This window comes from Micromonospora pallida (genome assembly GCF_900090325.1).
Taxonomy (GTDB): Bacteria; Actinomycetota; Actinomycetes; order Mycobacteriales; family Micromonosporaceae; genus Micromonospora; species Micromonospora pallida.
Window position 1 is genome coordinate 6265425 of the sequence record NZ_FMHW01000002.1, and the last position, 23492, is coordinate 6288916.

General features: G+C 70.0%; 18 protein-coding genes. 11 read left to right on the forward strand and 7 right to left on the reverse strand.

The annotated features are described in order from the left end of the window. The first annotated feature begins 155 nt into the window (after positions 1 to 155). From GA0074692_RS26460 to GA0074692_RS26470, 3 genes are all read left to right on the forward strand, one after another. Positions 156 to 1397, forward strand: coding sequence for an asparaginase (locus tag GA0074692_RS26460; protein WP_218106714.1), 1242 nt, complete (start codon positions 156 to 158; stop codon positions 1395 to 1397). Positions 1398 to 1544: 147 nt separating this feature from the next. After that, positions 1545 to 1886, forward strand: a complete 342-nt coding sequence (locus tag GA0074692_RS26465) for an ArsR/SmtB family transcription factor (RefSeq protein WP_091648812.1) — start codon at positions 1545 to 1547, stop codon at positions 1884 to 1886. Positions 1887 to 1895: 9 nt separating this feature from the next. Next, positions 1896 to 2375 carry an SRPBCC family protein gene (locus tag GA0074692_RS26470; protein ID WP_245730475.1) on the forward strand — a complete coding sequence of 160 codons (480 nt, stop codon included), beginning with the start codon at positions 1896 to 1898 and terminating at the stop codon, positions 2373 to 2375. A gap of 89 nt (positions 2376 to 2464) precedes the next feature. Here the strand turns inward: GA0074692_RS26470 and GA0074692_RS36585 are convergent, their stop codons facing one another. Both GA0074692_RS36585 and GA0074692_RS26480 read right to left on the reverse strand, forming a co-directional pair. After that, the gene (locus tag GA0074692_RS36585; RefSeq protein ID WP_091648818.1) at positions 2465 to 3427 is read right to left on the reverse strand and encodes a methyltransferase; all 963 of its coding nucleotides are present in this window, start codon (positions 3425 to 3427) and stop codon (positions 2465 to 2467) included. Then, the gene (locus tag GA0074692_RS26480; RefSeq protein WP_091648822.1) at positions 3424 to 4188 is read right to left on the reverse strand and encodes a PIG-L deacetylase family protein; all 765 of its coding nucleotides are present in this window, start codon (positions 4186 to 4188) and stop codon (positions 3424 to 3426) included. The genes GA0074692_RS36585 and GA0074692_RS26480 overlap by 4 nt, the downstream gene beginning before the upstream one ends. A gap of 400 nt (positions 4189 to 4588) precedes the next feature. On the opposite strand from GA0074692_RS26480, the gene rsmI reads away from it, so the two are divergent. From rsmI to GA0074692_RS36230, 3 genes are all read left to right on the forward strand, one after another. Then, positions 4589 to 5404, forward strand: coding sequence for a 16S rRNA (cytidine(1402)-2'-O)-methyltransferase (gene rsmI / locus GA0074692_RS26485; RefSeq protein WP_176738587.1), 816 nt, complete (start codon positions 4589 to 4591; stop codon positions 5402 to 5404). Positions 5405 to 6039: 635 nt separating this feature from the next. After that, positions 6040 to 7938 carry an FHA domain-containing protein gene (locus tag GA0074692_RS26490; protein ID WP_176738588.1) on the forward strand — a complete coding sequence of 633 codons (1899 nt, stop codon included), beginning with the start codon at positions 6040 to 6042 and terminating at the stop codon, positions 7936 to 7938. Next, positions 7935 to 11351 carry an MFS transporter gene (locus tag GA0074692_RS36230; protein ID WP_141725418.1) on the forward strand — a complete coding sequence of 1139 codons (3417 nt, stop codon included), beginning with the start codon at positions 7935 to 7937 and terminating at the stop codon, positions 11349 to 11351. The genes GA0074692_RS26490 and GA0074692_RS36230 overlap by 4 nt, the downstream gene beginning before the upstream one ends. A gap of 99 nt (positions 11352 to 11450) precedes the next feature. Here the strand turns inward: GA0074692_RS36230 and queD are convergent, their stop codons facing one another. From queD to GA0074692_RS26515, 4 genes are all read right to left on the reverse strand, one after another. After that, entirely contained in the window at positions 11451 to 11807 is a 357-nt protein-coding gene (gene queD, locus GA0074692_RS26500) for a 6-carboxytetrahydropterin synthase QueD (RefSeq protein ID WP_091648828.1), read from the reverse strand. Then, a complete protein-coding gene (gene queE, locus GA0074692_RS26505) occupies positions 11807 to 12454 on the reverse strand; it encodes a 7-carboxy-7-deazaguanine synthase (protein ID WP_091648831.1) in 648 nt (215 codons plus the stop codon). Before queE ends, queD begins: the two co-directional genes overlap by 1 nt. Then, on the reverse strand, positions 12451 to 13152 hold the full coding sequence (gene queC, locus GA0074692_RS26510; protein WP_091654127.1) for a 7-cyano-7-deazaguanine synthase QueC: 702 nt from the start codon (positions 13150 to 13152) through the stop codon (positions 12451 to 12453). Before queC ends, queE begins: the two co-directional genes overlap by 4 nt. Positions 13153 to 13308: 156 nt before the next feature. Then, entirely contained in the window at positions 13309 to 14685 is a 1377-nt protein-coding gene (locus GA0074692_RS26515) for a cation:proton antiporter domain-containing protein (RefSeq protein ID WP_091648834.1), read from the reverse strand. Between the two features lie 708 nt (positions 14686 to 15393). On the opposite strand from GA0074692_RS26515, the gene GA0074692_RS26520 reads away from it, so the two are divergent. The 4 genes from GA0074692_RS26520 to GA0074692_RS26535 all read left to right on the forward strand — a co-directional run bounded on the left by GA0074692_RS26520 (position 15394) and on the right by GA0074692_RS26535 (position 19681). Continuing rightward, positions 15394 to 16344 (forward strand): zinc-dependent alcohol dehydrogenase, encoded by a 951-nt coding sequence (locus GA0074692_RS26520; protein ID WP_176738589.1) that lies wholly within the window; start codon positions 15394 to 15396, stop codon positions 16342 to 16344. A gap of 331 nt (positions 16345 to 16675) precedes the next feature. Then, complete coding sequence (locus tag GA0074692_RS26525; protein ID WP_176738590.1) at positions 16676 to 18031, forward strand: MFS transporter; 1356 nt, start codon at positions 16676 to 16678, stop codon at positions 18029 to 18031. A 142-nt stretch (positions 18032 to 18173) separates the two neighbouring features. Beyond that, positions 18174 to 19106, forward strand: coding sequence for a WD40 repeat domain-containing protein (locus GA0074692_RS26530; protein WP_176738591.1), 933 nt, complete (start codon positions 18174 to 18176; stop codon positions 19104 to 19106). A 62-nt stretch (positions 19107 to 19168) separates the two neighbouring features. Next, positions 19169 to 19681 carry a DinB family protein gene (locus GA0074692_RS26535; protein WP_091648845.1) on the forward strand — a complete coding sequence of 171 codons (513 nt, stop codon included), beginning with the start codon at positions 19169 to 19171 and terminating at the stop codon, positions 19679 to 19681. 68 nt (positions 19682 to 19749) lie between these two features. Here GA0074692_RS26535 and GA0074692_RS26540 read toward each other — a convergent pair whose 3' ends face one another. Next, positions 19750 to 20994: an aminotransferase class III-fold pyridoxal phosphate-dependent enzyme gene (locus GA0074692_RS26540; RefSeq protein WP_091648848.1), complete on the reverse strand. Its 1245-nt coding sequence runs from the start codon at positions 20992 to 20994 to the stop codon at positions 19750 to 19752. Positions 20995 to 21326: 332 nt separating this feature from the next. Here GA0074692_RS26540 and GA0074692_RS26545 point away from each other — a divergent pair, with 332 nt between their 5' ends. Next, entirely contained in the window at positions 21327 to 23141 is a 1815-nt protein-coding gene (locus GA0074692_RS26545) for a B12-binding domain-containing radical SAM protein (protein WP_141725419.1), read from the forward strand. Positions 23142 to 23492: the final 351 nt, after the last annotated feature.

The window sequence follows — 23492 nt, forward strand, 5'->3', positions numbered from 1 at the left end:
ATTGTCGTCACCCTCCGGAGTGTGGGGAGGGGAAATGGCGCCTTAACGAGTCGGAAAAGTGTTGCCCCCAGGCTCCGGTGGCACGAGAACTCGTCCCCTGGAGGTCCGTCTTGCCCCCCACCCTTTCTCGGCCGAAGTACGCGCGGCGTACTGCCGTGACCACCTCCATCGTCACCACCGCACTCGCCGCCACCGCCGTGCTCGCCATCGGCCCCGCCGGTGTCGGGTCCAGCGCCGCACCCGACGGCGCCGCCTCGGACGTGGTCGCCGCCACGGAGATCCGCAGCGTCGCGTACCAGCAGGCCGTCGCCCGGGCCGCCACCACCAAGCCCAAGGTCACGGTGATCGGCACCGGCGGCACCATCTCCGGTGTGGCCACCTCGCGGAGCAGCTTCACCGACTACCGCTCCGGACAGATCTCCATCCAGAGCATGGTCGGTCAGCTCCAGCCGGAGATCGGCCAGGTCGCCGACGTCACCACCGTCCAGTTCGGTAACAAGGGCTCCGGCGGCTACACCATCGCCGAGTTCCACGCCCTCACCCTGGCTGTCGAGAAGGCGCTCGCCGACTCCGACGCCGTCGTGGTCACCACCGGTACCGACACCATGGAGGAGTTCGCGTACTGGCTGGACCTGACCGTGCGAAGCCGCAAGCCGGTGGTGACGACCGGGGCGATGCGCCCCTGGGCGGCGGTGACCCCCGACGGGCCGCAGGTGATCGGCGCGGACGGCCCGGCGAACCTCTACAACGCGATCGTCCTGGCCGCCAGTCAGACCACCTACTGCTACGGCACCGTGCTGATGCTCAACGACGAGTTCCACGCGGCGCGGGACGTCACCAAGACCAGCACCACCCGGATGGACACCTTCCAGACCCGTGAGCTGGGCGTCCTGGGCTGGATCGACGGCTCGATCATCAAGGTCGGCCGGGCGCCGGCCCGGGTGGCCGACTGCGACCAGAAGAACGACTGGTACACCCCGTTCGACCTGTCCAAGATTCCGGCCGGGTCGCTGCCCCGGGTCGAGGTCGTCTACAACTACCAGCAGGCCGGCGGCGAGGCGATCACCGCGTTCGCCGACGCCGGGGTGAAGGGCATCGTCACCGCCGGTACCGGCGCGGGTGGCATCTCCTCCGCGCAGAGCGCCGCGCGCACCGCTGCCGCCGCGAAGGGCGTGGTCTTCGTCAGCACCAGCCGGGTCGGTGCCGGCTCGGTCTCCGGTGGCAGCAGCACCCAGCCGATCATCGCCGGTGACGACCTGCTGCCGCAGAAGGCCCGGATCCTGCTGCTGCTCAGCCTCGCCGCCGCGCCCGGCGACGTCCCGAAGATCCGCGAACTGGTCACCACCCTCGGCAACCCGGAGTGGAACACCCTGCCCCCGGGTAAGCCGCAGAACTGAACCCTGCCGGTGAACCGCCGGCATCACGAACCGACGCCCCCGGGGAGGACTCTCCCCGGGGGCGTCCGGCATTGGGCGAGCTGCCGGAACGCCCCGGAGGGCGCGCGGCCTTGACAACGTACAACCGATTGGTTGTATATTTGGGTCGTGACCAAGGAGAGCGACGACCGGGCGGACGCCCTGTTCCACGCGCTCGCCGACCGCACCCGACGGGACATCCTGCGCCGCGTGCTGGCCGGGGAGCACTCCGTCACCGCGCTCGCGGCGAAGTACGACATGAGCTTCGCCGCGGTGCAGAAGCACGTCGCCGTGCTGGAGAAGGCCGGTCTGCTGACCAAGCGACGCAACGGTCGCGAGCAGTTGGCCAGCGGCGACGTGCAGGCGGTGCGGTCGGTGGCGTCCATGCTCACCGAGCTCGAACAGGTCTGGCGTGGCCGCATCGCCCGTATCGACGCGCTCATCGCAGCCGATTTCGACCAGGAGGACTGACCCGTGCCCGTGACCGACGTTCAGCACGACCTCGACAACCGGACCCTGACCATCACCGCGGACTTCGCCGCGCCGGTGGAGCGCATCTGGCAGGTCTACGCCGACCCGCGCCAACTGGAGAAGGTGTGGGGGCCGCCGACCTACCCGGCGACGGTGGTCGACCACGACCTCACGCCTGGTGGTCGGGTGACCTACTACATGACCGGCCCGGAAGGCGACAAGCACGCCGGCTACTGGCTGGTCAAGAGCGTGGACGAGCCCCGGGGCTTCACCTTCGACGACGGCTTCGCCGACCTGGACTTCAACCCGAATCCGGACCTGCCGGTCTCCGAGAACGTCTACGCCTTCACCGCGCACAACGGCGGCACGCGCGCGACCTACGTGGGCACCTACGCCTCCGCCGAGGCGCTACAGCAGGTGCTGGACATGGGGGTCGTGGAGGGCGCCTCGGGGGCGATCAACCAGATCGACGAGCTGCTCGCCTCCTGAAACGGTGGGAGACCGGGGCCGTCACGGCCCCGGTCTCCCAGGAGTTCAACGCTGTTCGTCCGGGCGGATGTCGACCACCCGGCGCTTTCTCAGCCGAGGTGCCGTTCCGTCCCGCCGAGCAGCGTGTCCGGGTCCTCCTCGTACCGGTCGTGGTACGGCCACTCGGTCTCGGCGAGCCCCACCGGGCCGGGGGCGACGACCAGCCAACCCCGCTTCCACTCGCCGCCGTCCTCGGTGGTGCGGCGCTGCGAGGTGAAGATGTGCACCCGCAGCCCGTTCTCGGTCAGCCCGAGCCAGTCGCTGAGCCGGTCGCGGAACGGGTCACCCGGGTAGTCGTTCATGGCGAGGTTGACCTCGACCACGCCCCCGGACTCCAGCTTCCCCGGCACGCTGCGGAAGAACGTCTCCAGGATCGGCTCGCCGGCCTCCAGGAGGTCGACGAACTCGTTGCCCTCCTCGTTGGTGGGCGAGTTGAAGACGATCCGGGAGAACCGCCCCTCGGCCGGCTCGAACATGTCGCCCTCCCGGAAGGCGACGTTCGTCAGGCCGTTGAGGGCGGCGTTGAGCTGGGACAGCGCCACCGCGCGCGGGTTGACGTCCACCCCGAGGACCGACTCGTAGCGGTCGGCGAGGACCAGCGAGAGCACACCGGAGCCGCACCCCATGTCCAGGGCCCGCGCGCCGCCGCGCCGGAGCATCAGCCGGACCAGCAGGTCCGCCTCCCAGAGCGGGTCGACGTACCAGCGGTGCTGCACCTCCTCCTCGACGTCCGGGTCGCTGAGCACCACCACCCCGTGCAGTTGGTGACCGCGCAGGGGCGAGGAGAAGGCGCTGCCGTCGTCGACGGCCATGCCGCTGTCGAGCAGCGCCCGGCGGCCCGCCACGCCGATCTCCCCGGTCAGGGCGTCCGGGTCGACCGGGGCGCCGGTGAGCAGGTCGGCGAGGGGGGTCGACTCGGCCCGGCCGACCACCTTCCGCATCGCGTCGCCGAGCTGTCGAAGTGCCGCCGCGTCGACACGCTCCGGCTGGATGGTCGAGCCTCCGACGATCATGCGCTACTCCCGAGAGTCGGTTCCAGACCGGGGATCAGGGCGGACGCCGGCCAGAAGACCTCCTGGCGCAACGGCCCCTCCCAGGCCATGAAGTGGGGGTGGTCCACGGAGAGACCGGCCAATTGCGAGGCGTGGCAGCGAAGCATAGCGATCTTTAGCCGCATCGCGGGGTCGTCCAGACGGGTGATCCGGGGGCTGGTCCCGTCGACGAGGTGGGCCAGGGTGGCGAGGTGCGGCTGCCACCGGTCGACGGGGGGTCGGTCCTGGTCGGGGGCGTCCCAGCCGGAGCCGAAGGCGTACGGGCAGTCGGCGTAGAAGGTGACCGGGCAGCCCGTTCCGGCGGCCGCGGTCAGTACCGCGTCCCGGGTGCCGACGTGGTCCGGGTGGCTGCCGATGCCCAGCGGGGCCCAGACCCGCACGTCGGGCCGGAACAGCGGGGCCAGCGCCGCCACCACCGTCGCGGACGGGAAGTCGGTCCGGTACGGCGCGTCCGGAATGGGCAGGTGGGTCACCCGGTTGCCGGCGAGTGCGGCGGCGGCCCGGTCCTCCGCGGCGCGTCCCGCCGCAGCGGCCGGACCCGACTCGAAACCGCACAGGCGGTCCCACTCGTCGTCGCCGCCCTCGGCCGGCGACCCGCCGCAGACGGTGACCAGAAGTACGGAGCGTCCGCCGCGTAGCACCGACGCGGCCGAGAGGGCGCCGTCGTCGAAATGCGGCGAAACGACGATGTCCGTTATTGCCGAGTGATCCGGGTCAGGCATTCGGCGCCCTTTCGAGCGATTGCGACGGAAGCAAGACAGGATCTGTTTCGAAAAATTACCGGATGCGTTATTGCCTGGCAGTATTCGGTGCCCAACAGAGATCGATCTTAGTTATGCCCCGATAGGGTGTCAAGTATTCCATTGGTGACATTGGGTAACCGGAATGGTTGTGGGTGGCTCTCCGTCGATTCTGCGCCGTTGCCGTGGGGGCGTCGATTACGCGCCGTGGTGCGGTGCCGGGAATTGACCGGTGGGTCCGAAACCGACCGGGGCGGCGGGGTGGCGGCCGGTGGCGGGAGACTGCCGATAGAGTTGGCCGCGACGACACGGAGGGCGACGGGTGGCAGAGGCGGACGGAACGCGACGGTCGGGGACGTCTGACCCCGGCACCCTCTACCTGGTGCCCACGCCGATCGGTAACCCCGGGGACATCACCCTCCGGGCGATCGAGGTCCTCGGCCGGGTCGGCGTCGTCGCCTCCGAGGACACCCGGCACACCCGCCGCCTGCTCCAGTCCCTCGAGATCGACGCTCGCCTGCTCAGCTACCACGACCACAACGAGGAGTCGCGCAGTCCGCAGTTGCTGGGGATGCTTCGCGACGGCACGGACGTCGCCCTCGTCTCCGACGCGGGCACGCCGCTGGTCAACGACCCGGGCTACCGGCTGGTGGCGGCGGCCGTCGAGGCCGACGTGCCGGTCCGCCCGCTGCCCGGCGCGACCGCCTCGGTGACCGCGCTGATCGGTTCGGGGCTGCCGAACCACCAGTTCCACTATGTCGGGTTCCTGCCCCGGCGGGAGGCGGCCCGGCGCAGCGCGTTGACCGCGCTCCGGTCGAGTGTGGCCACCCTGGTCTTCTTCGAGGCGCCGCACCGGATCGTCGCGATGCTCGAGGACGTCCGGGCGGTGCTCGGCGACCGACCGGCGGCGCTGGCCCGGAACCTCACCAAGGACGACGAGGAGTTCCTTCGGGGTTCCCTCTCCGAGCTGGTCGCCGAGCTTGGCGCGGAGTCGGTGGTTCGAGGGCAGTTCACCGTGGTCGTCGCCGGTGCCCCCGGCGAGCCCGCAGCCGAGGACGAGGCGCTGGCCCGCCAGCTCACCGAGACCATGGTGCGCCACGGCGCCGATCCCCGGCTCGTCCGGGAGGTGGTCCGGGAGGTGACCGGGATGCCCCGGAACTGGGTGTACGAGCAGGTGCGCCTGGCGGCGCGGAAGTGACGCGGGGACCTCGGCCGGCACCGGGGTCCGAGCCAGCGGACGACAACTTCTGAACCGAACTGCGGTAACGCATTGATTGCGTGCCGTAACCATCTGTCACATCGTGGTCAGATAATGTCGGAGCCGTCGGGAATAGGGGAAGTGTCCGACGGGTCCGCGCGGCCCTGGCCGGGCAGATCGCCAATTCCGGACCGACCGGTCGGGTGGCCGTCGCGCATGTGGACGGTCTCCGATCCCGCTGTTAAAGTCGGGGTCAGGTGATGCCTCTAATGTTGGGTGGCGATGCGATAGACCTGGCAGCGATGCGACCGGCCAGCGGCGAGTGAGCTGGCTGTTGACGTGCACGCGGCCGGGGTCGGCCACGGCAGTCGCACCTGACGCGCCACGACGCGCGTAGACCCGCGACTGCTGGTTCAGGCCTCCGTGAATGCACCCAGTATCTGGGACTGATCAAGCGGTGTCCGCTTGATCAGTTGAGCTGGAATTGACCCAGTCGAATGGCGACTATTTTCGCCGTGTTCGGCGGTCGATCGCTTGGGTACTTATCCATCACCGTGAGGAATTGAGGAAAGGTCATGAGGAATCTTCGATTAGCTTCTCTGGTCAAGCGTACGTCGCGCGACAGCGCCCCGACGGTGCTCGATCCGACGAAGCGGTCCCAGGCACCGCGTGGCACAAAAGTCGAGGTCGACTGGACGGGAATCCAGAATCCCGACTTCCTCGCCCTAGGGCTGGGCGCGACCAGCATGATGGCGATGCTGTGGTCGGTGGCCAACGGCCGTCAGGCCGTCGGCGTCGAACTGCGCGGCGATCCGTCCCTCGGTGTGCACTGGAACGTCCGCGAGGACTACTGGCACCACCTCGGTCTGATCGACCAGCTCATGCTCGAGCGGTACGGCGAGGACCGCATTCCCCGCAAGGATGACGGCCGGCTGTTCAAGCTCCGGGAGACCTTCTACAGCGCGGTGACCGAGCCGGGCGACGTGTACGCCGACGAGGTCATCGCCGGCGTCGAGGAAGCGCACATCTCGGGCCTGATCCACTACACCGAGTTCATCGACGACCGGTGGTCGGACGGCCAGCCGAAGCGGGTGCTCACCGTCCTCCAGCCGGCCAAGCCGCCGGCCGAGCACGACCCGTCCAAGGTGGGTCGGGACATGGTCACGGTGCTCGACGGCCCGTCCACGTTCCAGGCCGGCGCCTCCGAGGTGCTCGTGATGATGCGCCGCTACCTCGAGCGCATCGAGGAGATGGACATCGCCGCCGGAGTCACCCCGCGGGTCCGCCTCTTCCTGTCGCACCGGGTCGCCGTCGGCGACGCGGGCGACGGTGACGGCTTCCTCAAGTGGATGCGGCAGGAGGACGGCTTCGTCAGCCTTCCCGACGGACGTAAGCGCATCCTCCTCGAGGAGATCCAGGAACTCGACTACCGGGGTCGGTACCGCCGGCTCCGCAAGCCCGGGACCTCGCTGATCGACCTGGGCGTCCCCGAGCTGTTCATGATCGCGCAGGGCTTCGACAGCAGCGACGCGGACCGCCTCGGCTTCCGGCAGGAGGAGGTCGCGGTCGACCACCACGACGGCCGCGGACCGGTGGTGGCCCAGGCCGACTACCTCGCCGGCTTCCTCGAGCTGCACGTCGGTGCCCGGCTGCGCCGCCGGATCGCCTCCGAGTTCGACCGTGAAGGCAACGAGTACTGGGTCCGGCAGATCGCGGTGGGTCACGAGGACGACCCCGAGGTGGGCTGGATCCTCGTCCAGGTGCCGGACTTCAAGACCTTCGACCCGATCCTGGCCGGGCTCGTTCCGCCGGGCACCCCGAAGAAGACCAAGGAGTACCTCAGCGCGTACCAGCAGCTCCTGCGTGAGTACTACCTGGAGCAGGTCTCGCTGATCACCGAAATGCCGATCTCCGAGCTGGAGAAGATCCAGGCTCCGTACGGCCCCAAGCTGTTCAGCCTGGTCGAGAAGGTCGGCGCGGACGCGCTGGTCGCCGCGAACGGTGTGGTGGCCGGTGACTCCTTCGGCAACGGTCACTTCATGACCAGTGGCGGCGCGATCACCGGCATGGTGGGGCACGCCTCCCGAGTGCTCAAGTACTGGCAGTCCCGCGACGCGGGGGTCAGCCGGGAGCAGGCGATCCGTGAGCTGGCCGACCAAATCAAGGTGGACACCCTCGGGTGGCTCCAGGTCAGCGCCCAGGAGTTCAGCCAGGCCGTGCCGATCAACTTCGGCGAGGAGCGGATCAGGGAGATCGAGAAGCAGACCGGCCGTCAGTCCGGCGAGCGGGCCAACACGATCGACGCGACCCGGCGGCACCGGCACTCGCTCGTACCGCTCGACCCCTCGGACTGGCGGCGGCTCTCGGTGCGCAGCGGCCGGCTGTGCACCATCGAGCTACCGCCGATCCTCGAGACCCATCCGGCCGAGCGGCAGATGACCTGCCCCGCCGCGGCCGGAGCCATGTCGATGGCGGGCGGACAGTCCGCCGACATGCGGGAGACCGCCGTCGTCGGGGCCGGTACGGCGTCGTGACCGAGCTCAGCAGCCACCCCCGGGGCGACTCCTACGGCGCCTCGGGGGAGACGGTCGTCCTACGCCACACCGCGCAGCCGTTGCGGAGCCTGCGGGAGCGCCAGCTCGCGCTGGTCGTGCTCTGCGTGGGCGTCCTGATCTCCGTCGTGGACGGCTCCGCGGTGTACGTCGCCCTTCCCAGCATCCAGGAGGGTCTGGGGTTCTCCCAGGCCAACCTGGCCTGGGTGGTGAACGCCTATCTCATCCCGTTCGGCGGGCTGTTGCTCTTCGCCGGTCGGCTGGGTGACCTGATCGGGACCAAGCGCGTCTTCCTCAGCGGACTCGGTCTCTTCACCGCCGCCTCGGTCGTCTGCGGTCTGGCGACCGACCAGGCGGTGCTGGTCGGTGCCCGGTTCGCCCAGGGCGTGGGCGGCGCGTTCACCACCGCCGTCGTACTCAGCATGATCGTGACCATGTTCCCGAAGCCCCGGGAGCAGGCGCGGGCGCTCGGCTTCTACGCCTTCCTGGCGGCATCGGGCGCCGCGCTCGGGCAGCTCGCCGGCGCGGCGCTGACCGCCTCGCTGAGCTGGCACTGGATCTTCTTCGTCAACGTGCCGATCGGACTGGTCACCATCGCGGCGGCCGTCCGGCTGCTGGACAACGTCCGGGACACCACGGCCGGCGAGGGGATCGACTGGCTCGGGGCGCTGGCCCTGGTCGCGTCGTTGATGCTGACGGTCTACACCATCGTGCAGGCGGACGCCGGCGGAGCCCGGACCGCGCTGCTCGGCGGTGTGGCACTGCTGCTGATGGTCGGCTTCGTGCTCTGGCAGCGGCGGGCCCGCAACCCACTGGTGCCGGGCGAGGTGCTCCGGTCCCGGAACGTCGCCTGGTCGAACGTCGTCCTGGCGCTGATGGTCGCCGGTCCGACCGCGATGTTCTTCCTCTGCGCGCTCTACCTGCAGAACGTTCTCGGCTTCACGGTCATGGAGCTGGGCTTCGCGTTCCTGCCGGCCGCGCTCGCCATCGGGGTCGGCTCGCTGAAGATCGCCCCCCGGCTGGCCCGGAAGAGCGACGCCAAGACGCTGCTCCTCCCCGCGATGGGACTGATGGCGGTCGGCCTGCTGCTGCTCGCCCGGATCCCGGCGGACGGCAGCTACTGGGTCGACGTGCTGCCGGCCATCCTGCTCATCGGCATCGGCTCCGGTCTCGCGACGCCGCCGGTGCTGCGGATCGCCCTGGCCGACGCCACCCTGAAGGACAGCGGCGTCCGGTCCGGCCTGCTGAACACCACGCAGCAGATCGGCTCGGCGATCGGCCTGGCGGTACTGGCCCCGGTCGCGGCGAACGTCACCGAGTCCGCCCTGTCCCGGGGCGAGACGACGGTGGTCGCTCTCACCGACGGCTTCCAGATGGCGTTCCTGGTCGGCTTCGGCACGATGGTGGCCGCCATGCTGCTCGCCGTCTTCGCGGTGGAGAGCGAGGTGCCCAAGACCGCGCCCGACTCGCTGGACGCGACGTCCTCGACGCCACCGTCCCGTCGGGTCGACCAGACCGGCGCGGCCGATCCGGACTTCCTCGCGGTGGGTCTCGGCGGGGCCAACATGATGGCGATGCTCTGGTCGGTCGCCATGGGCCGGCGCTCGGTCGGCGTCGAGCTGCGGGGCGACCCGTACCTCACCCTGACGCAGTGGAAGGTCAGCGCCGACATCTACCACCACCTGGCGGTCATCGACCGGCTGATGGTGGAGCGGTACGGCGAGGAGGCCATCCCCCGCCGGTTCGACGGTAAGCCGTTCATCCTGGGCGAGGTGTTCTACAACCCGGACGCCGAGGACGGCTCGGAGGCCCGGGCCGACGAGATCCTCTGCGGTTGGGCCGACTCCTGCATCGGTGGACACGTCGAGACGGCGGAGTTCGTCGACGACCGGTGGATGGACGGCCAGCCGCACCGGACGGTCACCATGGAAAATCCGCCGGCTCCGTCGATGGAACACGGGCCGGAGACCGTCGGCCGCGCCATGGACGAGGTCTTCGCCGACCGCCCGGCCTTCCAGTGCAACGCCGAGGATCTGCTGATCATGCTGCGGCGGTACCTGGAGGAGATCGAGCGGATGGACCTCGCCGCCGGTCGGGAGCCGCGCTGCCGGCTCTTCACCTACCACCGGGTCGTGGAACCGAGCCAACCGACCGGGTGGCGGCGCTGGCTGCGTCGGGACACCACGGCACCGGAGGAGGGCTTCGTCCGGGGTCCGGACGGTCGACTGCGGGTCCGGATCGAGGCGATCCGGGAGGTCGACGAGAAGGGCACCTACCGGCGGATCCGGGCGCGCGGCACCGAGCTGGTCGACCTGGGCACGCCCGGGCTGATCGTGATCGCGGAGGGGGTGGACAGCGCCGACGCCAAGCGGCTCGGGTTCACCCAGGACCGGGTGACGATCGACCACCAGGACGGCCGTGGCCCGGTGGTGGCGCAGGCCGACTACATCGTCGGGCTGATCGCCGTCAACGTCGGCAACAACTCCCGGCAGCGCGTCGTCTCCACGTTCGACAACCAGGGCAACGAGTACTGGGTCCGGCAGCACACCCTCGGGCACGACGGGTTCTCCGAGACCGGCTGGACGATCCTCGAGGTGCCGGACTTCCGGACCTTCGACCCGATCCAGACGGGCATGGTGGCACCGGGTACCGCCCGGAACTCCGTCGAGTACTTCGGCGCGCACCGGTACCTGCTCCGGGACTACTTCCTCGACCAGGTGTCGCAGCTGACCGAGATCCCGCGCCGGGAACTCGTCCGTACCCTCAGCCTGGCCGCGCCGAAGTTGATCAGCAACGTGGAGCGGATCGGACGGGACGCGCTGGTGGCGCCGAACTGCGTGATCGCCGGTGACTCGTTCGGCAACGGCAGCTTCCTGATCAGCGGCGGTGCCACCACCGGCATGGTCGGGCACGCGTCCCGGGTGTACCGGTACTGGCAGGACCGGGACGAGGGGGTCAGCCACGAGGAGGCCGTCCGCCGGCTCGCCGACAGCATCCGGGAGGACACCGCCGCCTGGTTGCGCGCCAGCGAGCAGGACTTCGCCCAGCCCGGGTCGGCCATGGCCGGCGCCGATCAGCAGGGTGGGGAGCGGCTCGACCCGATGGCCCGGGAGCAGGTCCTGGAGGCGACCCGACGGCACCGCCGGTCCGTCGCCCGGACCAGCAGCAAGTTGGACGACTTCGGTCGCCTGAACGTCTTCCCGGGGCGGCTGCAGATCGTCGGCCTGCGCCCGCTGCTGCCCACGCCGCCCGAGCTGCGTACCGAGCAGATGGCGGACGAGCCGATGGCGATGGCGAACGCGTCGACGACCCCGATGACGGGTCAGGACGCCTCGATGGCCGAGGGGGAGACCCCGATGGTCGACGGGGACCGGGTCAGCGAATCCCGGATGTGACACGTACCGGAAGGGGCCGGGCCACGATGGTGGTCCGGCCCCTTCGCGTACGAGGAGGGCGGTGCGGCGGCGTCAGCCCTTGACCCCTGGTAGGGGCCGTCAGTTCTCGCCGCGGTAGACACAGCCGGAGGTGCAGGTCTCCCGCACCGTCACCGCCGACAGCGGCAGCCGGTCGGCCAACCGGCGCCAGATCCAGCGGGCCAGCACCTCGCTGGTCGGGTTCTCCAGCCCGGGCACCTCGTTGAGGTAGTAGTGGTCGAGTTGCTCCCGTACCGGCTCGAACGCCCGCTTGAGGTCACCGAAGTCCATCACCCAGCCGGTCCGTGGGTCGACGTCCCCGCTGACGTGCACGGCCACCCGGTACGAGTGGCCATGCAGCCGGGCGCACTTGTGCCCCTCGGGCACGTTCGGCAGCCGGTGCGCGGCCTCGAAGGTGAACTCCCGGAAGATCTCCATCAGGCGATTCCAATGTACTTGTGGGTCTGTAGGCTCAACCGCCACTGCGGGTGCTCCAGGCAGTACCGCACCGCGGCTTCGGTGTTGGCGACCCGGTCCGGGCCGTCCATGGGCTGGAGCATGAAGTGGGTGAAGTCGAGGTGCTCGAAGCGGGCTGGCTCCGCGTCCGGCTGTGGGTAGACCAGCTTCAGGTCGTCGCCCCGGGTGAGCACCACCTCGGCACCGGCTTTCGGGCTGACGCAGACCCAGTCGATGCCGGCCGGCGCCGGACGCGTGCCGTTGGTTTCCACCGCGACCTCGAAGCCCGCCTCGTGCAGGGCGGTCACGGCCGCCTCGTCGAGTTGCAGCAGCGGTTCCCCGCCGGTGCACACCACGTACGGGCGGCTGCGCGGGTGGTCCCCGCCCTGCCACGCGGCGGCGACCGCCGCGGCCAGGTCGGCGGCGGTGGCGAAGCGGCCTCCGCCGGGGCCGTCGGTGCCGACGAAGTCGGTGTCGCAGAACTGGCAGATCGCCCGGTGCCGATCCTGCTCCCGGCCGGTCCATAGGTTGCAGCTCGTGAAACGGCAGAAGACGGCCGGCCGGCCCGCGTGGGTGCCCTCCCCCTGGAGGGTGTAGAAGATCTCCTTGACCCGGTACACGCCGCTCACTCGGCGGTGGCCAGGGCGGGGTCGGTCAGCCCGAGTTCGGCGAAGCCGCGCCCGCGCAGCAGGCAGGAGTCGCAGGTGCCGCAGGCCCGGCCGTCGACCGGGTCGTAGCAGCTGTGCGTCCAGGCGTAGTCGACGCCCAGCTCCAGGCCCCGGCGGATGGTCTCGGCCTTGGTGAGCTGGATCAGCGGGGTGTGGATCCGCAGCCGCTGCCGCCCCTCGACGCCGGCCTTGGTGGCGAGGTTGGCCATCGCCTCGTACGCGGCGACGTACTCCGGGCGGCAGTCCGGGTAGCCGCTGTAGTCCAGCGCGCTCACCCCGATGAAGATGTCCGAGGCGTCGAGGGTCTCCGCCCAGGCCAGGGCGAACGACAGGAAGATCGTGTTGCGGGCCGGCACGTAGGTGACCGGGATCTCGTCACCCAGTTCGTCGGCGCTGGCGTGGTGCGGTACGGCGAGCGCGTCGTCGGTCAGCGCCGAGCCCCCGAAGACCCGCAGGTCGATGTCGGCGATCACGTGCCGGGTCGCGCCGAGCTCCTTCGCCACCCGGGCGGCGGCCGACAGTTCGACGGTGTGCCGCTGGCCGTAGCGGAAGCTCAGCGCGTGGGCCTCGTACCCCTCGTGCACCGCCATCGCGAGCACCGTGGCGGAGTCGAGTCCGCCGCTGAGCAGCACCACGGCCTTGCGCTTCCCGGTCGGCACGCGCCGCACCACCTTCCTTCTCGTCGACGGGCACGCTGGTACCCGGCGCCAAGCCTACTCAGCGTTCAGGCGTATCACCGGCTCAGGGCGTCGCCCTGCGGTCAGCGACACACCGGCGACAGAGCGTCCCCGTCGCCGGTGTGTCGCGGTCGTCGCTCAGGACTTGCCGGACGGCACCTCCTGCCCGCTGGTGGCAGCGTCGGCGGCGTCGCCCTGCGCGGGCGTGCGCCGGGCGGCCGCACCGGACGGCACGGTGACCGATGGGATGTCGAACAGGCCGCCCGGCGCCCGGGGCAGCCCCTTGGGCAGCAGCGGCACCGCCATGGCCGTGGTGAGCAGGGCCATCAGCACCATCATGGTGAACATCTCCCCGTCCAGCACGCCCAGGGAGAGCCCGATGTTGAGGATCACCAGCTCGGTCAGGCCCCGGGTGTTCATGAGCAGCCCGACCGAGTAGGACTCCTGCCAGTTCATGCCGGACAACCTGGCGGCGACGGCCGCAGCGACGAGCTTGCCGACGATGGCGGCGACCATGATGATCGCCAGCTCGCCCAGGCCGGTCCAACCGAGGGCGCCGATGTTGACGTTGAGCCCGGTGACGATGAAGAAGATCGGCAGCAGCAGGCGGGTGGCGCTCTCCAACGGGACGTGCAGGGTCTGGGCGAGCAGTGCCCGAGGCTCCCGGGGCATCACCAGACCGAAGGCGAAGGCCCCGAAGACCGCGTGTACCCCGATCCACGACGTGGCGTAGGCGGAGAGGAAGGCCCCGGCGGCGATCAGCGGGACGAGGAAGGGCGAGGCCGTGCCGCCCCGGATGAGCCGGCCGACGAGCCGGCGCAGCAGTGGCCGGACCGCGAAGACCATCAGCGCCACGTAGAGCAGGAAGAGCCCGAGGACGGCCACCAGCGTGCCGGTGCCGTCACCGCCCGCCCCGAAGATGACCACGATGAAGGCGAGCAGGGTCCAGGCCATCACGTCGTCCAGCGCGGCGGCGGCCAGGGAGAGGGCTCCGACCCGGGTCCGGGCCAGGCCGGTCTCGGTGAGGAGTCGGGCCAGCACCGGGAACGCGGTGATCGACATCGCGATGCCCAGGAACGCGGCGAAGTAGCCGAAGGAGATCTGCTGTCCGTTGACGACGTCGTGCCGGTCGTAGAGCAGGGCCGCCGCGCCGAGACCGAGCGCGAACGCGAGGCCGATCGCGGAGAGCGAGACCGAGGCGACCGACCCGGACCGGCGCTTGAGCAGTTGGCCGTTGAACTCCCAGCCGACCAGGAACATGAAGAGCAGCAGTCCCACCTGGGAGATCATCGAGAGGTGGGGGCGCAGCTCGGCCGGGAAGAGGAAGCCGGTGACGTCGCCGGGCAGCAGCCCGAGGAGGCTCGGTCCGAGCACGATGCCGGCGGTGATCTCACCGATGACCGGCGGCTGCTTGATCCGACGGAACAACATGATGAGCAGTGAGCCGACGATCAGCACGATGGCGATGTCGGCGACGACGATGGCGACCTTCAGGTCTGAATGTACGGAGTCCATCTGGGGTCCCTGGCTTTCAGCACGGTTACCGGTCGGGGTCGGAGGCCCGCCGCGCGCCAGTGCGGGGCACCGGGTCGCCCGGTTGGGCGAGGACGGTGGACCGGCCCGGGTGACCGGTACGCGTGCGGCCGGCCGGAGGACGGTCGGGGGCACGGACGGGCCGGGCGCGGGCAGCGGCGAACGGAGGGTCGGCTCAGGTGCCGAGGTCTCGGTGGTCGCCGACCCGGTCGCCGGTCGCGACACCCCAGCCCGACGACGGCTGAACCCGCTCCGGCCGTGGACGTGGACCATCGACAGATGGGCGACACGTGCGGAGCTGGGCGAGGCGCGGATACGACTCGGCAACAGCGGAGAACAGCGTTCTCGAGGCACGACACAACGAGACAGTTCTCGTGATGTCTACCGCCACACCCCCAGACGTGCTGTGCGGTCCTGCTGGCCCCTGCTCGTCGGCTTTACGCCGGAATGCTGGAGCGCGGAATCCGGAAATCCGGAGGTCTTTTTCTCCACAGGTCCGCAATACCATCCGGACGATAGTCGATCATGGATAGCGTGTCAAGCAGTAATTTCCACTCAGGAACTTGTTGAGCACGGATGAGCCGGCCTCTATCGTGTCCGGAGAACAACTCCAGCGGCGTGGGGGGACGAATGCGGGCGCTACAGTTCCACGGAGGACACAAGGCTCAAATCATCGACGCTCCGCGCCCGGTGGCACCTCCCGGGTGGGGTGTGGTCAAAGTGCACTACTGCTGCCTCTGCGGTAGTGACCTCTGGCTCTACCGGGGCAAGTGGCACGGCAACCGGTACCCGATCGTGCCGGGCCACGAGTGGGCCGGTGTGGTGGACTCCGCCCCGGAGGGGTACGAGTCCTGGGTCGGCCGCCCGGTCACCGGCGACCTGATCGTCGGTTGTCAGACCTGTGGGCCCTGCCGGGACGGGCTGCCGGTGATGTGCGAGAACCTCATCGAGATCGGCTTCACGGTGGACGGTGGTTGCGCCGGCTACGTGGCCGTGCCGATGACCAACCTCTACCCACTGCCCGAGGGGATGGACCTCGCCGCGGCGAGCCAGACCGAGCCGCTCGCCGTCGCGCTGCACGCGGTGGACCGGATCAACCTCCGGCCGGCCGAGCGGGTCGCCGTGCTCGGTGCCGGCGGCATCGGCCAGCTCATCCTCCAGTCGGCCAGGGCGACCGGCGCTACGGTCACGCTCGCTACCGACCTGGTGGCGGAGCGGCGCAAGATCGCTGAGGACAGCGGTGCGGACGCCGCGGTGCACCCCAGCGAACTGCCCGAGCTCACCAGCTACGCGGACAAGGTGGACGTCGTGTTCGAGGCGTCCGGCGACCCGGAGTCGGTGGTCCGGGCGCTCGACCTGGTCCGCCCCGGTGGGCGGGTCTGTCTGGTCGGGTACCAGGTGGGCGCCGAGCACGCGCTGGAGACCGCCCGACTGCCCCTGTCGTACGCCAGCCTGGTTGGCGTGATGGGGCCGGGCGGCAAGTACCGGGAGGCCGTCGACCTGCTCGCCAACGGTGCGATCGACACCCGTCCGATCCTCACCGACATCGTCACGCTGGACGACTACGCTCCCGCCATCGACCGGGCGATCAACCGCACCGACGGCACCGTCCGGGTCGTCTTCGACCTGCGCGAGGAGTAGGCACCGCCGGGCCGGTCGTGGTGTCGCCGTCCAGCGCGGCGGCACCACGACCGGCTCCGTTCCACGGTCACCGATCGGTGCCCGAATCGTCACCGGCCGTTTCGTTGCTCCATGGTAGATGGTCACCGAGACGTCACAACCTTGCCGGAGCCGGGACGCCGCGTGGGCTGGCACAATCATCGAGAGTGGACGGACCGGCCATTCAGGGTCTTCAGACGGACACGCCGAATCGCATATATTGGCCGATCCGGATTTCCGACCATAATGAGTGAGGCGGTTTATGTCTGACACGGTCAAAAAGTCGCCAGACGCGGTGCCCCAGCAGTCCGACATGTCCGGCCCCAAGCGGCCCGGCCTCGTGTTGGCCCTCCTGGCCGCCTGCGCCCTGATGATCGTCCTCGACTCGACGGTGGTCTACGTCGCGCTGCCGAAGATCCAGCAGAGCCTTGAGATGGGCGGGACCGGACTGGTCTGGGTGGTCAACGCGTACGCCCTGGCGTTCGGTGGCCTGATGCTGCTCGGCGGGCGGGCCGGTGACATCGTCGGCCAGCGGCGGGTGCTCCTCGTCGGTCTGGTGATCTTCGGCGTCGCGTCGCTGATCTGCGGCCTGGCCACCTCCCCGGAGATGCTGATCGCGGCCCGCGCCGCGCAGGGCGTCGGGGCAGCGCTGGTCGCACCGACGTCGCTCTCCCTGATTCCGATCAACTTCACCAACGACGCGGCCCGCACCAAGGCGATCGGCGTCTACACCGGTATCGCCGCCGCCGGCGGTACGTTCGGCCTGATCATCGGTGGGGTACTCAGCGACGCCGCCTCCTGGCGCTGGGTCTTCTTCATCAACGTTCCGGTGGTCGCGCTGGTGGTCCTGCTCGCCCCGACCGCGATCAGGGAGAGCCAGCCGCAGCGCGGCTCGTTCGACTTCGTCGGGGCGGTGACCTCGACCGGCGCGATGGTCGCCCTGGTGTACGCCCTGGTCCGCACCTCCACCGCCGGTTGGGACGACCCGGTCGTCCTGGCCTGCCTCGCGGCGGCGGCGGTCCTCTTCACCGTCCTGCTCCTGGTCGAGCGGCGGGCCCGGCAGCCGCTGCTGCCACTGCGGCTGTTCACCGACCGGGTGCGGGCCAGCGGCTTCGTCACCCTGCTGTTCTTCCCCGCCGCCTTCGCCGGCATGTTCTTCTTCCTCACCCAGTACTTCCAGGTGGTGTGGAGCTACTCCGCGCTGCGCACCGGCTTCGCCTTCATTCCGGCGGCGGTCCTGGTCCTGGTCGCCGCGATCCTGACCGGGCAGCTCGTGCCCAAGCTCGGCTCGACCGTGGTGGCCGGGATCGGCGCGCTGCTCACCGCCGGCGCGATGATCTGGCTCACCCAGATCTCCGCCGACGGCGGCTACGCCACCTCGCTGCTCGGTCCACTGGTGCTCGGCGGCTTCGGCGCCGGGCTGATCTACGCCTCGGTCACCACGTCGATCATGTCGAACGTGACGCCCGACGTGACCGGCGCGGCCTCCAGCGTGTTGCAGGCCGTCCAGCAGATCGGTCCGGCGCTCGGCCTGGCCGTGCTGGTCACCGCAGCGGGTACGCCCGCCGACCCGGTCGACGGGATGCGCCGGGCCTTCTGGGTCGCCGCCCTCATCGCCGCGCTGCCGGCCGTCCTCGCCCTCCTCGGTCGCCCGTCGCGTACCAACTGACGTGCTGACGTGGGCCGCCGTCCGCCGGGTTCCGAACCCGGCGGACGGCGACCCGCATTCGGGCGGTCACCCGATCGTCCACACCCCACACCCCCATGCGGAGAACCCCCCACACCCCAACGTGGAGAAACGGAGCAGACAGGTGGAGTCGGCAACAGCCCCCACCCCGCCGTCGCTGGTGCTGACCGGGCACCGGGAGAGCGTGTTCAGCGCGGTCTTCCACCCCGACGATCATCTGGTCGCCACCAGCGGCGAGGACGGCACCATCCGTCTCTGGGACGCGACCACCGGCGAGCAGGTCGGCGAAACGCTCACCGGACACACCGACACGATCTGGCTCGTGGCGTTCCACCCCGAGGGCCGCCTGCTGGCCAGCGCCAGCGAGGACCGGACCGCCCGGATCTGGGACATCACCACCGGCAAGCAGGTCGGCGAGCCCCTCGTGGGGCACACGGCCGGGGTCTACGGCGTGGCCTTCCACCCCGACGGCGGTCTGCTGGCCACCGGCAGCGCCGACCACACCGTACGGCTGTGGAAGGTGCCCGGCGGCGAGCCGGTGGGTGAGCCTCTCACCGCGAGCACCGACGAGATCGACGGGGTGGCCTTCCACCCCGACGGCCACCTGCTCGCCTCGACCGGCGACGCGGTGCGCCTCTACGACACCGCGACCGGCCAACTGGTCGGCAACCCGCTGGTCGGGCACACGAAGGGCGCGGTCAGCGTCACCTTCAGCCCGGACGGGCGGCTGCTGGCCAGCGGATCCGACGACCTGACCGTCCGGATCTGGGACCACGCGGCGGGCGGGCCGGCGGTCGAGCCGCTGGTCGGGCACACCGACATCGTCGACGGGGTGGCCTTCCACCCGAGCGGACGCCTGCTGGTCAGCGCCGCCGAGGACTGCACCGTACGGGTCTGGGACGTGGCCACCGGGCAGCAGGTCGGCGAGCTGGAGACCGGCCACACCGTACCGGTGTGGAACATCGCCTTCGACCGCTCCGGAGCGCGCATCGTCACCGCCAGCCAGGACGGGACGGCCCGCATCCTGCCGTTCCCGGCGTACCCTGCTGCCGGGTGACGGACCGGGCCAGAACCCCCGTAAACACTTCACCTGACTCAGCTAGCGAAAGGGACCACCCCATGACCTGGACCGCCCCTGCCGTCGACCGGAAGCCAGAACCGGCCCTGGGCGACGAGCGTGCCGTGCTGGCCGGCTGGCTCGACTACCACCGGGACACCCTGCTGCTCAAGTGCTCGGGCCTGACCGAGGAGCAGCTCAAGACCAACAGCGTCCCGGTGACCAACCTGACCCTGCTCGGGCTGGTGCGCCACATGACCGAGTTGGAGCGTTGGCTGCGTACCCTCTTCACCGGCGAGACGGCCGAGGACCCGTACTCCACCGAGGAAAGTCCGGACGGTGCCTTCGACGACGTGGCCGCGGCCGACGTGACGGCCGACCTCGACCTCTTCCGGCAGGAGGTGGAGTTGACCCGCAAGGCGTTCTCGCTGCGCGACCTCGGCGACACCTACGAGGACGAGGGCGAGGTGCTCAACCTCCGGACCACGGTGGTGCACATCCTCGAGGAGTACGCCCGGCACAACGGCCACGCCGACCTGATCCGGCAGACCATCGACGGTGCAACGGGCGCCTGAGCCGGGAAATGGGGACCGGCCGCTGGCAAGTGCTGCCGGCGGCCGGTCCCATGGTCTCCAGGGCGCGGTCAGAGCTGCTCGGTCACCCACTCCACGCACTGCTCGAGGCTCCAGCCGTCGGGCCGACCCGGCAGGCCATCCATCTGGCAGAAGGCCGCGTTCACCCGGTCGAGCTGGGTCACCTCGCGCCCGACCAGGTCAGGGCGGGCGGCGGCCATGGTGGTGAGCGTGCGCTCGAGCCGCTCGAGCGCGTCGTCGACCACCTCGCTCCGGAAGCACGCCGATGGGTACTGCTGGTCGGACGGCTCGAGGATGAGCCCCTCGGCCAGAGCGTGCGGGAGGAGGACCTCCTCCACCTCGGGGGCGCAGACGAACTGGAACGCGGCTCCGGTGCCGGCCATCTCGATCGGCAGGTCGCGGACGCTGATCAGCTTGGCCGCCTCGGAGACGAACCGGGCCCCGTCGATGGCGAGCTGGGCCTGGACGTCCAGCTCAGCCAGCCGGTCGAGGGTCGCCGTGGCGGCCGCGAAACTGGGGGTCTCGAAGGTGAGGGTGGAGACGAACTCGGCCAGCGGCTCCATGAACCGCTCGTCACCGGCCACGCAGGAGAGCGGCCAGCCGTTGCTGATCCCCTTGGCGTACGTGTACATGTCGGCCTGGACACCGGCTGCGTTGACCGACGCGCCGTGCCGGAGGCGGTAGCCGTGCTTGACCTCGTCGGCGATGGTCACCACCCCGGCCCGCTTGCACCGCTCGAACAGGTCGGCGATGTGCTCCGGCGAGACGTGGATGTAGTCCGGCGAGATGATCACGGCGGCCAGCTCGTCGGCGTGCTCGGCGAGCACCTGGTCGATCAGTTCGGGCAGGTGGTAGCAGTGCAGCACGTCCTCGGAGTTGGGCTGCCCGGGCGGGGTGAACTCCCACATCAGGTCGTACCCGTGGTAACCGCAACTGGCGATCAGTCGCCGGCCGGTGACCCGGCGGGCGGCCGAGGCGGCGGCCCGGGTCGCCGCCGTGCCCGTCTTGAAGAACGCCACCCGCTGCTCGCCGGGGAGGTGGCTGACGATCTTCTCGGCCAGCCGCTCCTGCATGTCGAGCGACGCCGCCGCCGGGACGCCCGAGCGGATCGTCTCCAGCACGGCCGAGGTGACCGCCGGGTCCTGGTGCCCCAGCATGATGCTGCCGAAGGAGTTGGAGAAGTCGATGAGGCTGCGGCCCTCCGTGTCGTACACGTAGGCGCCCTCGCCGCGGACGAGGGTGACGCCCCGCGCCACCTCGTACGGCGTGCATCCGTCAGCGTTGGCAATAATCATCAGCGAAACCTCCGCCTGTCCTGCGGCCCTCGGTCGGTCGGGGGCGACCCGCGGCAAATCATAGGGGGCGGGAAAGCCGAATCGCGAGTGCCAACCACCCAGCGGTATCGACGGGCGACAGGGCGTGAGCGGCACGGTCAATTATCAGGCGAAAAAGTCCTATATGGAATACCGCTTCGGATCGGGTTCTTTCAGGTATTTGTCTCGGTCGCCGCGTCGATTACCGTGGAGGACCACAGGGTCAGCGGGCGAACGCGCTGTGGGCAGCGCCTTCTGTTACGGAAGGTAATCAATTGAAGGTTTTCCTGGTCAAGCCGCCGATCCGCGGATGCATGGTGGAAATCGGGCGCCACGTTCCAATCGGACTCGCCTACGTCTCGGGTGCGCTGCGTGCCGCCGGCCACGAGACGGAGATCTTCGACTCCCTCGCGTACACCGAGGACAACCACGTCGTGCCCGAGGCCGAGCTGACCGCGATCGAGCGGGCCAAGCTGGAGCGTCATCCGCGCTGGCCGCACATCATGCACTGGGGCGCCCGGATGGAGCGCATCGAGGCGGCGCTCGCCGCCAGCGAAGCGGACGTGGTCGGCATCTCCTGCATGTTCACCCCCTACTACGAGAGCGCCTACGAGCTGGCCCGGATGGCCAAGCGGGTGCTGCCGAACGCGAAGGTGATCCTCGGCGGCCAGCACGGCACCGTCGCCTTCCCGCACGTCCTCGAGGTCCCCGAGATCGACGCGGTGATGCTCGGCGAGGCCGAGGTGACCACGGTCGCGTTGCTCGAGGCGTTCGCCACCGGAAAGCCGTTGACCGACCTGCTCAGCGTGGCCTTCCGCTGCGGTGAGCAGTGGTGCGACTGCGAGACGCCGGGTGCCCCGCACGTCCGCCCCCGGGCGCCGTTCGTCGCCGATCTGGACTCCCTGGCGCCCCCGGCCGCCGACCAGCTCGACTTCGCCCGGTACGGCAACGCGGTCACCCTGATCACCAGTCGGGGCTGCCCGTTCTCCTGCTCGTTTTGTACGGTGCACGCCACGGTGGGCAAGCAGTTCCGGGCCCGTGACCCGCAACGCGTGGTCGACGAGATCGAGCACTATGTCAACGTGCACGGGGTACGCCGGTTCCTGGTCGAGGACGACAACTTCACCTTCGACATCGACCGGGTACACGCCATCTGCAAGGAGATCGTCCGTCGTCAGCTCGACATCCGGCTGAGCCTGCCGAACGGGATGACCGTCGTGAAGCTCACCGAGGACCTGGTGGAGAGCATGGTCTCGGCCGGCTTCGACGACCTCTTCCTGGGGCTGGAGACCACCGACGCCGCCCGGCTGCGCAAGATGCGCAAGGGGTTCACCTCGCTGGACAAGGTCTCTGCCGGGGTGGCCCTCTTCGAGCGGTTCGGGCTCACGGCGAGCGCCGCGATCATCGTCGGGCTCCCCGACCAGAGTCTCGACGCGATCGTGCAGGACGCGGTGAACCTGGTGCTGGCCGGGGTCGAGTTCTGGACCAACCCGTTCTATCCGATCTACGGCTCCCCGGACTACCAGACCTGCCTGAGCCGGGGCATCGTCGACCCGCTGACCGACCCGGCCCTGTTCGACCAGTTCAACTTCGCCTTCGCCAACGGTGTCCTCGACGCGGACGAGCTCTACACGGCCTGGGTCGGCACCCTGGCCATGGCGCTCTGGCCGAAGTACGTCCTCGAGGGCGCCCAGCGCCGCGAGCAGGGGCCCGTCACCCCGGCCGAGGCCTTGGCACGTCTGGTCGAGCACAGCATGGGGCAGCTCGACCCGGACAGCCCGCATGAGCTCCCGGCCACCGTGCGGGCGATCCGGGAGACCGCCGACGGGCTGGTGGCGCTCGGCCACCCGCTGGGGTGCGTCTGCGTGATGCAGCACGTGGCGAATGCCGAGCAGGGGGCCGGCGCGGACCAGTTCTGCCGGTTCGCCGGCGACATGATCGCTGCGGCGGTCGCGATCTACTCCGGCCAGCCGCAGGTCAGCGCGCAGGTCGGGGCCCAGACGGCGGGAGACGCCGAGGGCTGCTCGTTCCTCGTCCGGCCCACCGAGGACGAGCGGATCGGCCGGATCCAGCGCCGCTTCGTCGAACTGCTCGACCAGAGCCGAGAGCCCGAACTGGTCACCGCCTGACCACCCACTCTCCCCACCCTGGCCCCGAGAAGCGGGGGCCCGGGTGGGGAGAGTAGGCCGGGTGGGGGTTTACCGAGGGTGAGCGGGGTCGGGTTTTCCGGATCGACACCGGTTGCGGCGGAATGTGCGTGGGGCCGATCTGTCGACAATTTGGCCGAGTCGTACCGAGCCGTTCAGGCGGAATTCAGTCTCCCCGGGCAACCGTTGTCGGCGGATTGCCCCACACCGGCCGGAAAACCACGGTACGTGAACTGGGCGGCGCGCCCGTTGTGGCCCGTGACGTGCTCGATCCGCCGGGCTGGGAACGGATTGACCGGCCGGTACTGCACCCTGCTTCCGTGGGGTGACCGA